Genomic DNA, 15,838 nt, shown 5'->3' on the forward strand with positions numbered 1-15,838 from the left:
ATCAAAACGCTGTGCCGCAAACTGGTTCCGGACATTGGAAACGGGCACTCGACATCGCTCGGCAGGCAGGCACGAGAAGCCAGCGTTAAAAAAAATAACGACAGCTTCTCGCAAATTAGTATTATATTAGCCATACGTGATGTGCGCGAATGGGGATGCTGCGGACATCACGATGATGGAATGACCAGTGGTTGGCCACGACTTCAGGGATCACCACGGTTCCCACCATCACAGAGGAATGGGAGGTTCCAGCGGGTTTTCTCGTCGGGAACCGGGTAACGCGTTGGGGTAGTTCAATGTATCGGATCGTCATCGCCGACGATCACGGCTTATATCGGCGCGGCCTTCGGCTGGCACTTACCGCTGGAATTCCAGGCGCCGAAATATTCGAGGCTGCGTGTTTCGATGCTGTGGTCAATCTTCTGGAGGAGCAGGCATCCATCGATCTTGCGATCCTCGATCTGAACATGCCTGGGCTGTTTGATCAGCAAGTGCTCAGCGAGGTTCTCTCCGCCTATCCTCACACACGCTTTGCGATCGTTTCCGGGGACGATTCCCGCTCGGAGATCCTGACCGCTCTTTCGATCGGGCTCCATGGTTACATCGTCAAATCGCAGAAAGACGAAGAAGTCGTGCTGGCGGTAAATGAGATCCTCTCGGGTCGGATCTACGTACCGGCTCTCTTGTCTCGAACGTCTGGGGACCAGAGATCCTATGCCGCCCTGCCCTCGGCGAAAAATTCAATCCGTCGACGCGTGGGCTCGAGCGATCTCGGCAGGCTGACATCGAGGCAGAAGGACGTCCTCAAGCTGATGGCGGAAGGGTATTCGAACAAGGAGATCGCCCGCAATCTGGATATTGCCGAAGCGACAACCAAAATCCACGCCGCTGCCATTCTGCGCGAGCTCGGGGTACGAAACCGGACTGAAGCAGCCGTTTTGCTGCAAACCTGGCAGTCGAGAAATGCGAGCTGATTTATGCCACCCAAGCGGGTAGCGGTTTGGACCGGCATGCAGAGGATAGACCTGCGAGACCGGCGCGCTTTGGATCCTGTTATGGATGACGGTTTCCCAAATCCCAGGTCGCATTGCGGCGACATGCGCTACAGTTCAATTTCCTTACGTGATAACCGCAACGAGTATCGCAGTCCGTGCTCCGATATTTCCAGTTTCGGGGAATGACCGACAAGTGGCGTGCCATCCACGCCGATTATCATGGACCCGAAACCGTGGCGCACGACCTTTGAATTCTTCCGCCGTCCCGATTCCACCCAATCGAACACGAGGTCGTCCCCTGCGCCGTCGGATGCGAATTGCCACTTAACTGCGACCTTGCCTTGTGAGTCACCCAGCGCACCGTGTTTCACGGAGTTTGTCGTCAGCTCGTGAAGGATCATCGCAAAGCTCTCGGCGGCGCCACTTGGCACTGTGAGGGCGGGGCCACTGATCGTTATGTCCCGCGTCTCCTTGAAGGGTTGCAACTCCTGGGCCACGAGATCGTGGAGCCTCCCGGACAGGCTGGTATGACGAGACAAGAGCAGATGCGTCGCTTCCAGCGTTCGAATCCGATCGACCAGCATCTCCTTGTATTTGGCAACGTCGTTCTCGGGAACATTGATCATTTTTACCAGGGCCGTGATCACCGGGAACAAATTGCTGAACCGATGGCGGTCTTCGAGCATGATGCGCTCGCGCTTCTTTACGGCGGCGCGAAGAAGCGTGGTTTGTCGACGCTCGGTCAGATCGGCAGCGATCCCGATGCGGATTGCGCGGTCGCCGCGTTCTTCCTGTCGTCCGCGCAGAGCAACCCAGCGTACGTGCCCATCCATCCGCCTGACACGAATCTCGATGTCGTAGTTCACCGCCGACGAGGGTTTTGCCGAGGCAGCCAATTTCGGCCAGTCGGCTGGATGGATGACGGCCGAGAGTTCTTCCAAGCGGCGGACGGGCGTCGGCGGCAGACCGAGAATGTCCCAGAACTTGCCGGAGCCTTCGACCGTCCCTTCCTTGAGATCTATTCGCCACGTACCCAGGCGTCCAGCAGACAGAGCGAGATCAAGCCATTCCTTCTGAGCCCGGAGAGCCTCGCGTGCGGCTCGTCGCTCGGAAATATCGTCGATCACCACGAACACGCTCTCGGTCGATGCCTCGTCAGGCCGCGATGACGACAGGGACAGACGAGCCCAGAATGCCTTGCCGTCCTTCCGCAGCAGGCGAATATCCGCAGCGGACGACGAGGCGCCGTTATCCAAATCCTTCAACAACCCCCGCACGGCATCTCGATCGTCGCGAAGAACAAGCCCCTCCAGCTTGAGCTGGGTAAGTTCCTCTCCTTCGTAGCCGGTCATCTCACAAAAGCGTCTGTTCGATTGCAGCAGTTCGCCACGTCGATTGGCATTTGCAAAACCCAAGGCGGCGCGCTCGAAAGCCCAACGATAACGACTCTCGGCGGCATCGATGGCAGCAAGCCTCGATTCTGCGACCTCAAGCGCCCCGCGCAGATCCTGTCGCAGGCGGTGGAACACAAATGCGATCAGGCCACCGGAGACCAGAAGGAAGATGGCGCTCGTCCAATCTTCAGCAGAGAGATGGGCGTTCAGAACGCGTCGCATCCACAAGCCGGCGGCCGCCATGAGCAACGTTGCGGCGATGGCAACCAGACGCCCTTCGAGATAAACGATAACAATAATTATGGGGATAAACGCAATAAACGTCACCCCCTCGCCGACATATATCGTATTTATCGCTTCGAGTACTATCGCTGCTGCAAGCACCAATAGCGAAGCTACATGAGCCAACGGCGTGCTTGACACGTTCGATTTGAGCCAGCGCAGATACAAACCCATGCGCCAGACTACAACCTTCTATCTAGTTCGTCGAGACTAGGCCGCGACGGGGCAGCCTAGTACCACTGCCGGATTGCTATGCCTTTGCCGGCGAATAGAATCAGGCTCGGTTGGGCTCATCAAAAGGCATGTTCAACGAACGCTGCGGAACAGACTTGCCGCGGATGTCTTCAGACGTGTCGAAATTCAAGCCAAAGGAGTGCATTCCCGTCGGTTGGCGGAATTCAAAGCAAGTAAATCGTGCAAAATTTACTTGGGTCAGTAGCAACTAGGGTTGGGGTAGAAGCGATGACACTGATTGAGAGGCGCAACGAGGCGGTTGCGATCAGCCAATACATTACTCTGAAAGATACTCGTCACGCACGTCCGATACATCTGCCGGATCGGCCGGACGCCAGAATTGGCGGACCGCAGCGACGCAGTTTGGAATCCATAACCGGGATGCTTGACCGCATCGGCTGCGGCTATCTCGTGCTGGACCGCGACAGGAAAGTAATCGAATGGAACGCTGCCGCTCAAGACACGCTTGAGCGGCAGGGCGAAGCGGCCGACACGGCCATCGAGCTTTCCGCCGGGCTAAGGCGGCTGGTTGCGAATGTTCCGGTCCACTTCCAGCCGGGCTCACTCTCATGGGTAGTGATCCGTAGCAGGGGCGACAGGCCGGTGGTCCTGAATGAGACGGGCGTCGTCACACCGGACGGTACCAGCATCGTGGCATTGCTGGACCGGGAGAACACATCGTCGGCAAACCCTCAGACCTTGCAAAGGATGTTCGGTTTGACCAGTGCGGAAACGCAGCTGGCGTTGCGCCTGGCGCATGGCGATGCGCCCCTGGAGATCGCTCGCAGTTGGCATCTCAGCCGCACGACGATCCGTTCCCAGCTTGCCTCGCTGTTCGCCAAGACCGAGACAAGGCGTCAGGCGGAGTTGGTGGCTCTTCTGGGGCGCATTTCGGTCCTGCCATGAAATGGCAACCGCCGGGCGTCGGCAGCCGCCCGGATTCAGCCGATCAGGCCAATGCAACGCGGCGGCACTCTGCGCGGCCGCGCTTGCGCAGATCGTAAAATTGGCGGCGCCATCTCCACGCTTTCGACGCGTTATCGAACGCGGTCAGCGCGGGATTTCGCTGCGGGGGTGACTTGCCATGGTCGAAGCGAATTCGACGGTCCACAAGCTGGCGGATGCCACTCGAGCGCGGTCGGATGGGGCTGTATTGAAACTAGCACGCGCGGGCCCGGTCGTCGTCACCGGCGCCGCCGGGTTCATCGGATTTCATGTTGCGTCGCGGCTCTTGCGACACGGTGTCGAGGTTATCGGTGTCGACAATTTCACGCCCTACTATGACCTGAGGCTCAAGGAGGCGCGATTTGCACAGCTCTGCGCCGAGCCCAGATTCACGCCCATGCGGATGGACCTGGCGGACCAGGCGCTGGTAAAAGCCCTGTTTTCCGACTTTCAGCCATCGCACTTCGTGCACCTCGCCGCTCAAGCCGGCGTGCGTTATTCGCTCGTTGACCCGCATGCCTATGTGCAGTCGAATATTGTCGCGTTTCTCAATGTCCTGGAGGGCTGCCGGCACGCCGGCGTCAGCCATCTCGTCTATGCCTCGTCAAGTTCCGTTTACGGCGCCAATCGAAGCATCCCGTTTTCCGAGCACCATGGCGCCAGTCATCCGGTCAGCTTCTACGCTGCGACCAAAAGCGCAAACGAATGCATGGCGCATTCCTACAGCCATCTGTTTGGCTTGCCCGTAACCGGATTGCGTTTCTTCACCGTCTATGGGCCTTGGGGCAGGCCCGACATGGCGGTCTATACATTCACCCATGCCATCGCCGAGGGGCGGACGATCGAAATTGCCAATGCCGGCCGCGTATGGCGAGATTTCACCTATATCGACGACATCGTGGAGGGGGTGGTTCGCGTGCTGGCCGCGCCGCCGCGGCCAGATCCGGACTGGGACAGCCGCGCTGCTGATCCCGCCACCGGTTCGGCGCCATATCGGATTTACAACATCGGCAACGACCGGCCCGAAGAGATCAACCGTCTGATCGCGATCATCGAGACGGCCCTTGGCCGCCGCGCCCTTCGCGTCAACGTGCCTTTGCCCCCAGGTGACGTCCTGGAAACCCGCGCCGACGTCAGCGACCTCCGCCGTGCTGTCGGCTTCGCACCGGCGACGGCACTCGAGGACGGCATGCAACCTTTCGTGGAATGGTATCGGGATTTCCATGCAAGGCCCGTCGGCCGGGAACGACAAGCGTTCATTCAGGCATAGGGCGGAAACAGCGGGTGGGGCCGGGCGGCGAGCACAACGCCGGCTCATTTACCCAACGCCCGATCAGTCCGTCTTGGGATACGCCGGCACCGGAAATGGGCGAAGCTGCTGTCGAGTGCTGGACCCGGCTCCCAGAAGCCGTCGGGCACGGCGAGTCAGCGGCTTCTCGAACAGGCGGTAGGTGATGAGTGCCGCACCAAAGGTGATCACCAGCGCCGACGCGATAAAAGCCCACGGGCCGAGCACCAAAATCAAGCCTGTTCGCCAGAAGAAGATGCGCGTGGCGCGGATCACGAATGGATGCAGCAGGTAGAGAGCATAGGACGCGTCGCCGACGCCAGCGCCCCATCGCGCGGCCAGGCTTCCATGCCTCAGTTCGCCTGGCGCCAAAGCAGCACTCCAGACAATGAGAGATGCCGGTATGCCGTAAACAACGGGGCGGGAAAGGCCGATCGAGATATCGGGAAAGGCCGCCGCCAGCATCAGGGCGGCCAGTCCGGTTGCAGCGACGCAGGCCCTGATCAAACCGGAGGGCCGCAGACCCGAGGCGCACATGATCCCGATTGTCACGCCGAAAGCGAACTCAAGGATGATCGGATTGGTCCAGAACGCGAATGGCTCTCGCAAAGGAGCCGCGAGACGGCCTGCAAACACCATCCCCACCAAGGTCGTGAGCAGGACGGTGACGGCCCAACGCATGGGCAGCAAGATCACCGCCGTAAACAACACGTAGAAAAGCATCTCATAGTTGAGCGTCCAACCCAGCTCGTAGACAGGCTGAACGACGCCGTCGGGGCGAGTGGCCGGGATGAAGAAGTAGGATTCGATGACAAACCGGAAATTGATGTAGTCCTGGTTGAGAAATGAGGGAACGAGCAACGCCACGGCAAGGTAGAGCGTGGTGACCGCCCAATATAGCGGGACAATCCGGGCGAGCCGGCGGGAAAGGAAGAGACGCGCCCCACCCGTCTTGGCGAACAACTGTCGCGACGTGTGCACCATGATCAGGCCGGAAATCACGAAGAAGACATCGACGCCAGCGCTCCAGGGTATCGGATTCCACGCCTGAAAGGTGCGGCCGGCTTCTAGTTCCAAGCTCGCCGCATCGTGCTGGGCGTGGCGAAGCGCGACCGAGGTGGCCGCGAGGGCGCGCAGGACCTGGACCTGAGTGAGGGTTTCGCGTTGGCTGGGTTCGACAGGCGTCGACCTTTCGGACCGCTGGCGCATCGAAGGCGTCGGGGCCGTCGCCAATGGTACTTGTTCCATGGATGCTCCCGCAGCTTGCCACAACACCGTGAGGCACGTCCGGAGCTCATGCATCCTTCAAATGACGGACACAGCCCTTAATATGTATGGAGATATATGGAGGCCCTGCCGGCGGGGCGCAGGAGTAGGAGGCAGGTGAGCGTCGACGCTTCCGACCTACGCCTTCAGCCATCTCGGCGATGCCTGGGCCTCTCGCCGCAAAGCCGATCAAAATGCATCCGGGCCGTCGTTTAACTGCGGGCCATCATGAGCACCGGCACCGATGCAAGGAGTGCCGTCATTTGCTCGCCCTCAAGAACCAATTCCATTGATGGGCATCGAACGCGCTCGGCCTGATCGACAGCAGAGCAAAAACCAAGCCTGGCATGATTTTCAGTCGCTTGCCGATATAGACAGCCATGGCAACGCTCCAAATGCTCAGGGCAAGTGCGACACCGACGGCAGCGCCAATCGGGCCGTAAATCGCGACGCCCGCTGCACAGGCTACGATATTGGCCACGGCACCGGCAATCATGGTCGTTGCGGCGGCCCATTCATTTCCAGTCATGGTCAGGAGATTCTGCTGAGGCCCACACAGCGCGACAAACACGTATCCCAAGATGAGAACCCGTGCGATCGGCGCGCCCGCGGCGTAACCCTCACCGAAGAAGCTCAAGAACGGCTCAGCGATCACCATCATCGGGATGGCAACAACGATGGCGCCAATAGCAGAAAGCAAGGTAGCCCGCGCGAATAGCTGCTGTAGTCCCTTGCGATCGCCTCTGGCATACAGATCGGCAGCTGTTGGCGAAAACATGGTAGCGACGGCGATGCGGGAGAGCCCCACAAGCATCGCAATATTCAACGCCAAGGCGAAAATACCGGCTTCACGGATATGGTTTGTCCAACCCAAAACCAGCACGCCTGCTCGACTGACGAAAACATCGAGCCCGGTGATGAGCATGAGCGGGGGGACAGCAAACCACCATTCCCTCGATGCATAAGTGGGCTTAGCCTGCCGCAGGCCAGGCGGTTCAAGTTTCCTGGCGGTGATGAACACCAGCCCAACCGTGATTGCGGAACTTATCACCACCGCCAGCGTCACGGATGGCGCGTCCACGGTTCGCAATCCGGACTTGGCCAGCAGCGCCACCAGCACCAGGAGGAGCCCGTCCCGTACGATGCGCTCCGGCAACAGGGCAGAGACAACACCGCCGAAAGCACGCACCAGCGTAGCTCCGAGAGCATAAGCGGTAATCAAGGGCACGGCCACCATACCGAGCATGATGCTTGTCTCAAGCCCACTTTGCTTGTGGTCTGAAAAAAGCAGCACGGAGGCAGCGCCGATCATCCCGAACAACGTCGCCGCAATCAGCGATCTTTGCAGGGCAAATCTTATCACCCCCCGCACCAGATCAAGCCTGCCATTGGCTCTATAGGCAGGGACAAAACGCAACAATGATACGTTGAAGCCAAGCGTTGCCAGATAGGCGAGCACGGAGGTCCATGCCAGAACGTAGGAATAGATGCCGTAGTTGCGTGGCCCGATGAGGCGTGCAATTGCCAACTGCGCAAGACTGGTCAGCCCAGCGCCTCCGATATAAATCAACAGAGCGAAGATGCTCGCCCAAGCGAGTCGCGAGCCCATGTCCTTGTTCTGCGCTGGTGGCGTTGCCGAAGCAGGAACACCGGTGGGAAGATTCGGGAACTCCCTTTGTTTTTCGGCGGTCGGCCTGTCCGTACGTAACAATGCGGAAATTATTTGCTTCTCAACCTGACAAATACTTTTGAAGGTCGATTTACGGTCAACGTTGTCGACGGAAATGATTTCCCGACCCCAAGTCGTCAGAAGATCATTTATCGATTCAAAAACACGAATAGAGCGCATATTCACGTTCAAGTCGGCCTCGAAAATTCGTTCTGCCGGCGGCTCGCGCTCCACACGCTGTCGGAGCCGACTTTCCACAACCGCCGCTGGCACCACCAGCCTGACGGTGAGATCGGCCGGCGGCGCGAGGCTGAGCGCCTTTTCGAGCGCTCCGAGGTCGGTGCTCCCATTGAACATCGCCAGCGATCCAATCGCTTGAACGTACCCTTGATCGAATATGACAATTTCCGGTGATTGCTCCGCGGCATTCCAGCAACGCGAAAGGTGCAAGATATATCGCCAGATTCGCGCACGCCAGATTCGTTTCTTTGGCGGTATCAACCTCACCATCGAGAACGAATTGGAAATTTCGTCCAGTCGCCCTGTCGAGGAAAGCAATATTCTTGCGGTCGAAAATATTGCCGACACGATTCTTGAGACGAACAGCAGGATTCCAAGATCGAAGCTCCCGGCCCTGGTGCTGGGCCTATAGCTGAGAGCGACCTTGGCGTTATAGCCTTTCCCGCGCAACTGCTTGGCGAGTGCATGCGCAAACGTTGTTTTGCCGGATCCGGGCGGTCCGAAAAATTCAATGATCATTATGGGTCAAGCCCGATTGCGGGAACGCACCTGGTCCCGTGCGGCATTCTTTGGAGAGCGCTGAGACGGTCCTCATCAAACCCTCGCCAGCAGGAGATCGGCGCTATCCCCGAGCTGATAGCCGGCATGCCTCTTGAGATTCACCTGGGTAAGCACACTCCCTATAGGGGCGGTGACGGGTCCGCCGGCCCGCAGCGACTCCAGAACACCACGGGCAATGCCGCGCCGCGTCCTGGACCAGCGAACGGCAAAAAGCACCGCATCGGCCCAGCGCTTTAGAAGTCTGGTTTCGGGGCCTCCAAGTCCCAGCGGCCCGTTCAAGATGACGACGTCGTAGACCGAGAGCAGTTCATCGGTAAACTGCGATTTGTCGACAGTGGACAGAAGCGTCAGCAGATCATCCGAAGGTGCTGGAGCGGCCATCAGATCGATACCGATTTCCGGCATTCTCGTGATTGCGTCCTTCAGAATGCAGCGTTCACTTACATAGTCTCCAAAGGAATTGTGAGCCTTGATGGTGCCGAATTCGCCACGAAACTCGTTCGTGAGCCGTGCGTCCTTGCGGTCGAGGTCGAGGAAAAGCACCCTTCCTCCCAGTCGCGTTGCCGCCAGCGCCAGGCTCCATGCCAACTCCGTCTTGCCATCGTCCTGGATGCTGGACGTTACGAGGATGATATGCGGCGGCTGCCCCCTGCCCTGAGTTGGGGCCGCAGTGACGAGAAGGGATGTCGCGGCGCGACTGAACGGCGAGTTCTGCTGGCCCAGAACCAGATGCCGCAGCTGTCTGGCATGAAGTCCCGGAACCTTGGGAAGCAGTCCGATGCACGGGATCCCAAGCTCGGCTTCGGCTTCAGCCTCGCTGCGCAAGGTTTGATTGAACATGTTGCGGACCAGAACCAAGACCGCCCCCATCAGACCAAACACGATCATGCCGGGTGGAATCAGGAAAAACGGCGACAGGGTCTTGGAATTTGACGGCGGCCATGCCGTCGACAGGATCGCTACACCTGGCGAGGGAGCGGCGATGCGCCGTATCAAGTCCTGCTGCCGGCCAAGGAGCTCGTTGTAGTGTTGTGTCACGATGGCCACCTGCGGCTCAAGGGCCCGCAACCCGGAAAGCTGGCTCGCCGTGTCGGCCACGGCCGCGTCGAGCATCCCCTTGCGCTCCTCGAGAGCCGCCACCTGGGCGCGGTAGACGTTTGCCTCGGCCGCAATGCGCGCGATACCCTGTTCCATTTCACGGGTGATCGCGTTGCCCAGATCGCCGTCCGCAGCGGCGCCCTGCTGGCGTGCCACCAGGTCCGTCAACACAGGCGATCCGATCGCTTCGGCGATGGCCGACACAGGGGCACCCGCCTTTCGCAGGTCCTCAATATGGTGAAGGCGTGCTTCCGAGGCGGAAAGATTGGCTTTCGACAAGAAAATCTGTCGGCCGAGCTCCGCTGTCTCACCGGCTGCGTTGTTGGCCGCGCTTTGATCAACGGCACCGTGTGTCAGCCGGTATGTCTCCAGCCGATCGGTCGCTTCGACCAGATCCTTTTGCACTTGCGGCAGGCTGGCGACCAGCGATTCCAGCTCGAACTGATCCGACGCACGGCGTTTCTGTACGAGGTCTTCGATATAGACTTGGGCGAATGTGTTCGCGACCAGCGCGGCACGCGCCGGACTGGGATCGGTAAAGCCGATGGTGATGACGCGCGAGCGCAGCTCTTGTCCGACCCTCATTCCGCTCCGCAGTGTCTTCAGCGCGGCCGCGTCCGCTTCCGGACTTCCTGCCGCCGGCTTGTCCTGCGCCCAGACCCGGCTCAGCAGATCGCTCAAGAACGAGCCTGCGGTGGGTGGGACGGCACTGATGCCGCTTTTTGCGGCAACGTCGGCTGCCTGCGGTTGGCGAAGCGTCGCCAGAACTCGACGCAGGTGGCCTTGCGACGAGAGCATCGTCAGATGGTCATCGATGCTCGATTCCAGCGAGTCTTGGGCGGATGCCGTGGCGCCGGAAGTGCCGCCGCTCGGGGCGTCGATGATGACCTGCGTCGTCGCCTCGAACAGCACCGGGCGAGTAAAGCCCGCGAGGCCGGCCAGAATGCCGCCCAGAAGGGCGACGGCAAGCAAGAGCCATTTTCTCGTTGCCAAGGTGACGACGAGTTGATGGAAGGGAGACGGCGGTTGCATGGGCTCGCGTGGCGGTCGCCTCATCCGCGGATTGGCGTCGAGCGTGGCGACAGCCATGTGCGTAGCGCGCGGAAGCCTGGCGCGGCTGGCTATAGAACCTTCCATTTCAATCCCCTGTCAGTTCAATATCATAAGAAGGGCGCGTTGCCGGCGCTGATGGCCGCATGGCTTCGTTGCGCCACGCCTGGAACATCAGCAGCGGCCACAGGTCACGGAAATGATCCTGGTTTCCACGCAGATGATCGCGCCAACATGCGTCGACCCTCGCACAGTCGATGAGCCCGTCTCCGGACAGGCGTATCGTGGCGATGATATCCGTTGCCCAGTCGCGCAGGGGTCCCTTCAGCCAGGCCCCGACCGGAACGTCGAAACCTTGCTTGGGCCGATCGACCAGTGAGCGCGGTACATAACGATCAAGGAGCTGGCGAAGGATCCATTTGCCCTTCCCATTTCGGACCTTGGCACTGCTCGGCAGGCGCCAGGCGAATTCGACGACGCGATGGTCTAGGATCGGGCATCGTCCCTCAAGGCTGTTGGCCATGGTGGCGCGATCGAGCTTCACCAAGATGTCGCCGGGGAGATAGCCGGTCATGTCGTCAAACAGGAGACGCGATAGCAAGTCGTCGAGCTTTGCCGCGCTGGCATTCGATGCCGGTGGCTTGTGATGAAGAAGGTTGTTGGTCGAAGATTCCGTCAGCCGCTGAAGCAGTTGGTCCTCATTTGCCGCCGCGAACAGGCGGGCGAGCCGGTTCAACCGGTCACCGCGCAATCCGTGCCGCATATTCGCCGAAAGCGGCAGGCTGTCGAAGATGTCTTTCTGGGAGGCCTGAGCCAGCAATCCGGCCCCCGCCGCCAACATCCGACGAAATGACGACGGCAACTCATGCTGCCTTCTGAGGCGGTTTGCCAGGAAGTGCCGGGAATAGCCGGCGAAGCACTCGTCGCCGCCATCGCCCGATAGCGCCACCGTTACGTGTTGCCTGGCGAGGCGCGACACCAGCAGCGTCGGTATCTGCGACTCATCGGCGAACGGCTCGTCCCAGATCCGCGGCAGTTCCGGAATGGCTTCCAGCGCCGCGGCCGGTGAAAGGTGAAGTTCGGTGTGATCGGTGCCCAGATGCCGCGCAACCGCGGCCGCATGAGGAGCCTCATCGAACCCGCTCTCACCGAACGCTATGGTGAAGGTGCGAACGGGCTTCTGGGACTGTGCCTGCATCAGGGCGACGACCGTCGAGCTGTCGATCCCGCCCGACAGAAAGGCGCCAAGCGGGACATCGGCGATCATGCGTTCGTTGACGGCAAGGCGAAGCAGCCTGTCGAGCTCGGTCGTGAGGTCCTCGTCGCTGCCGGCAATCGGATCCCGCTGCGCCTTGCTGGCGACATCGGCCAGCGACCACCAGCGGCGAATGCGATGCGCAAGCGAGCCTGCGCCGCGGGCACTGGCGAAATCCGCCGCTGTCACCGACAGGACTGAACCGGGCGGCAGCTTGAACACGCCCTGCCAGATGCAAAGGTCATCCGGCACCCACCCTTTCGAAAGCATCGTTGCCGCCGCATCGACGTCGAGTTCCGGGTTGAAGCCCGGGAAGCACGTGATCGCCTTCAACTCCGAGGCGAAGACGAGCGCTTCACGCGTCGAGGCGACATAGAGCGGCTTCTTGCCCATTCGGTCGCGGGCGAGATGGAGGATCCGGTTCTTTAGATCCCACAGGCCGAAAGCGAACATGCCGGCGAAGCGCTGGAGTGCCGCGTCGAGGCCCCAGCTCTCGATCGCGCACAGCATGACTTCCGTGTCGCTGGTGCCGCGGAAATGGTGGCCCGCCCCTTCGAGTTCGCGACGCAGATCGCGAAAATTGTATATCTCGCCATTGAAGGTGATCACATACCGGCCGCTTGCGGAGTGCATCGGCTGGCGACCCGCCTCCGACAGGTCGACGATGGCCAGACGCCGGTGGCCGAAGGCGATCCCGGCTTCACGGCTCATCCAGAACGCCTCGCCATCAGGCCCGCGATGACGAAGGGCCATCGCCATCGGCCCGATCGCCCTGAGCGCATTCGTATCGGCCGCATCGGGCGCCAAGAGAATTCCGGCGATCCCGCACATTCTAATATCTCCTCTGGCGAACGGTCGCGGGGATCGCCTGCGGCGTTCCAGCAACAAGGCACAGGGTCAGACAGAACCACACGATCGGATGGCGGATGATCAGGTGCGGAGCACTGAAGACAGCAATCGAGGCTACGAGCGCCACGAGGACGTCCAGTCTCGCACGCCACGCTGACAAGGCGGCCGAGCCAAGGATCCACAGCAGCGCCAGGACTGAAATCAGGCCGCCCTGAGTGTAGAGATCGAGGATTGTACTATGGGCTTCGAAAGGCCGCGGCAGAAACTGCTGATTGACGACGGGGGGAGTATCAAGGTGCGGGCCTGGACCGAGACCCAGAGATCCAGATCCTGCTCCCTTGTTCAATGCCTCCTCCCAGAGGTAGAGGCGAAGTGCCGCGGTTTCCGCGGTCGCTTCCCCGCCCTTGTCCTTGGTGAGGCTCTTGGCGAAGTCTTCGGCGCTGGCGGCCTCGCTGAGGGCGTAAGGCGCCATTGATATGGCCAACGGAAGGAATCCAACGGCGAACAGCAGGGCAAGTTGCCGTGGAAGGCTGACCTTGCCGCCGTCGCTTGTCAGCCAGGCCCGGACCCGCAGTCCGAGAAGGATCAGGCAAGCCAGGACAGTCGTATAGAGATAGGTATCGCTCTTTGTCAGCCTTCCGACATAGAAGGTAAGGATCAGGCTGCACAACCCGAGACATCTTCCCCAAGGATTGCTTGTGGTCGTGGCAAGATGCAGGGCCAAGGGACCAAGCAGCGCGCAGTAGAGCGCAAGCTGGTTCGGATTGTCGGACCAACCGCAGAAACGGTCCCAGTACCAGGGATCGACGCCAGACTGATGGATCCAGCCGAAACCAAGCCCTAGCTGAACGACAAAGCCTGCACTCGCGACAGCGATCATCCACCAGGCGATACGGCGTAAACGGAGGGCCGCGTTGGGCTCCGCTGCAGCCAGACAGGTAACGCAGGCCAACAGCACGTACGCCATCGTGTCATGCAACAACGGATCGAGGAACAGTGTGGTCGTTAGAAAGCCGATGATAGACCCCACGCCCAGGGTAAGCGTCAGGATCAGCCAGAAACGTGCAAGCTTGGCCAGGGCCGGCGTAGCCTCAAGTCGGCCGCCAGCTAGGATCCGCGTGATCGACAGCAATATCCAGAGCGAGAGGAACAGTTCGCTATAGCCGAACGGCAGCCCCGGGATGCTGAGTTGCACCGCATAGGACATCGCGACGCCGAAGGCCAGGAGCGCATCACGGATCATTGCCGCGCCTCACCCAGCCGGGGGTTCCGCGCACCCTCTTCCCGCAAGATCGCGGGCGCTGATCGAGCAAGGCTGCCGCGGTATTTGCCGTCGAGCACGGTCTTGTATAGGTCGCAATACTGGTCGACGACCCACGACAGCGAAAAGCGCTCCCGCACCAGGCCGACGGAACGGCTGCCCATGATCTTGCCACGGGCGCGGTCGGACAGAACATCGATTATTCTGGATGCCAGGCCATCCGCATCGCGCGGCGCGACGAGGTAGCCATTCCAGCCATCTTCAACCACGTCATTGCAGCCGGGCATTCTCGAAGCGACGATTGGCAATCCGGACAATCCCGCTTCCAGCAGGACGCGCGGAATTCCCTCGCGATACTGCGTTGGAAACGCGAACAGATCCGCCATGCCAAGGAGAGCCGGAACGTCCCGCCTTGGCCCCAAGGCGAGGACGTGAGGAGCATATCGCTCGATATCGGACCTGCTGACCGCAAACGGACCTTCGGAGTCTTGCGGACCGACAAGCACGAAACGCGCGTTGGGCCTCTCGGAGAGGACGCGGGGGACCGCCTTGATGAGGGTCGGGATCCCTTTCTGGCGGGTCAGCCGACCGACAAACATTATGACCTCGGCCGACTGCAGCCCAAGTTCCTCGCGCATCGTGGTGGCGGAAGGGCCACGATACCTTGCTGTCGAGAACGCATTCGGGTCGATGCCGGAGCTGCGGATCAGCCGCCCGTTGCCGCGACCCACCAGCCGATAGCGCTCGAAGAAGGCCTGATCGTCGCGATTCTGGAAGACGGTCACGGCTGTCCAAAGTGACGCCAGCCACTGGAGGCCGCAAAAGACCGGACGCAGGGCCAGCGCCCGCGGTTCCCGTGACGAGAATGTCCAGCCAAGCCCATTGATGGTGCGAATGACCGGAACCTGCCCGCGCACGGCCAAAGGGGTCAGGAGGTTGGGCTTGGTGTCGAAACTTTGGACGATGTCCGGACGCAGTTCGGACATCAAGTTGCGGACTGCGCTGACAGCGCTCCATTCTCCACCGCCACTGGCAAAGCGGTCGAAAGCAAGCCGGCGATGTGCAATGCCATGGGGTGAAAAGGCGCCTCCGGCATCGCTCGAGACGGCAGTGACCCGAAAGCCCCTCTCACGCAGCGCCAGAAGGAACGGGATTCTAAGCCGGTGATCCTCGCCTCCAACGCAAACCAGATGCGGACTCATCCCGTCCCTCCTGGATGCCGGCAGTATCCCAATCGCGCAAAACCGCTGGCCCTATCTGTTTCCATGGCCCGGTTTCATCGCCCCTGCACACACAACACCCAAGTCCACGCTAGGAGCAGGCCTTCGCGCTGTCCTCGTCTGTTTGAATGAAGCAACGGCTTGGACGATGCGGCGATGCAACGACGACTGCTGTCGGATCGATGAGTTGACCCGGAACTCATTCGTTCTGACGATGCAAGGGCCAACATG

At 60.5% G+C, this 15,838-nt stretch carries 10 protein-coding genes; 3 read left to right on the forward strand and 7 right to left on the reverse strand.

Going from position 1 to position 15,838, the window contains the following annotated elements; translation table 11 throughout:
- Nucleotides 1-296 precede the first annotated feature (296 nt).
- Nucleotides 297-974 (forward strand): LuxR C-terminal-related transcriptional regulator, encoded by a 678-nt coding sequence (locus CKW40_RS07145; protein ID WP_095199264.1) that lies wholly within the window; start codon nt 297-299, stop codon nt 972-974.
- A gap of 128 nt (nt 975-1,102) precedes the next feature.
- Here CKW40_RS07145 and CKW40_RS07150 read toward each other — a convergent pair whose 3' ends face one another.
- Nucleotides 1,103-2,845: a sensor histidine kinase gene (locus CKW40_RS07150; RefSeq protein ID WP_095199265.1), complete on the reverse strand. Its 1,743-nt coding sequence runs from the start codon at nt 2,843-2,845 to the stop codon at nt 1,103-1,105.
- Between the two features lie 288 nt (nt 2,846-3,133).
- On the opposite strand from CKW40_RS07150, the gene CKW40_RS07155 reads away from it, so the two are divergent.
- Entirely contained in the window at nt 3,134-3,811 is a 678-nt protein-coding gene (locus CKW40_RS07155; protein WP_095199266.1) for a helix-turn-helix transcriptional regulator, read from the forward strand.
- A 247-nt stretch (nt 3,812-4,058) separates the two neighbouring features.
- Nucleotides 4,059-5,120, forward strand: coding sequence for an NAD-dependent epimerase/dehydratase family protein (locus tag CKW40_RS07160; RefSeq protein WP_095199704.1), 1,062 nt, complete (start codon nt 4,059-4,061; stop codon nt 5,118-5,120).
- A gap of 63 nt (nt 5,121-5,183) precedes the next feature.
- Here CKW40_RS07160 and CKW40_RS07165 read toward each other — a convergent pair whose 3' ends face one another.
- The 6 genes from CKW40_RS07165 to CKW40_RS07190 form a co-directional block, all read right to left on the reverse strand.
- A complete protein-coding gene (locus CKW40_RS07165; RefSeq protein ID WP_179297868.1) occupies nt 5,184-6,386 on the reverse strand; it encodes an acyltransferase family protein in 1,203 nt (400 codons plus the stop codon).
- Between the two features lie 277 nt (nt 6,387-6,663).
- Entirely contained in the window at nt 6,664-8,832 is a 2,169-nt protein-coding gene (locus CKW40_RS07170) for an oligosaccharide flippase family protein (protein ID WP_095199268.1), read from the reverse strand.
- Between the two features lie 75 nt (nt 8,833-8,907).
- Nucleotides 8,908-11,109, reverse strand: a complete 2,202-nt coding sequence (locus CKW40_RS07175; protein WP_095199269.1) for a GumC family protein — start codon at nt 11,107-11,109, stop codon at nt 8,908-8,910.
- Between the two features lies 1 nt (nt 11,110).
- The gene (gene asnB, locus CKW40_RS07180) at nt 11,111-13,108 is read right to left on the reverse strand and encodes an asparagine synthase (glutamine-hydrolyzing) (protein WP_095199270.1); all 1,998 of its coding nucleotides are present in this window, start codon (nt 13,106-13,108) and stop codon (nt 11,111-11,113) included.
- 1 nt (nt 13,109) lies between these two features.
- The gene (locus tag CKW40_RS07185) at nt 13,110-14,369 is read right to left on the reverse strand and encodes an O-antigen ligase family protein (RefSeq protein ID WP_095199271.1); all 1,260 of its coding nucleotides are present in this window, start codon (nt 14,367-14,369) and stop codon (nt 13,110-13,112) included.
- Entirely contained in the window at nt 14,366-15,589 is a 1,224-nt protein-coding gene (locus CKW40_RS07190; RefSeq protein WP_095199272.1) for a glycosyltransferase, read from the reverse strand. The genes CKW40_RS07185 and CKW40_RS07190 overlap by 4 nt, the downstream gene beginning before the upstream one ends.
- Between the last annotated feature and the right edge of the window lie 249 nt (nt 15,590-15,838).

The organism is Mesorhizobium carmichaelinearum (assembly GCF_900199455.1).
GTDB lineage: Bacteria > Pseudomonadota > Alphaproteobacteria > Rhizobiales > Rhizobiaceae > Mesorhizobium > Mesorhizobium carmichaelinearum.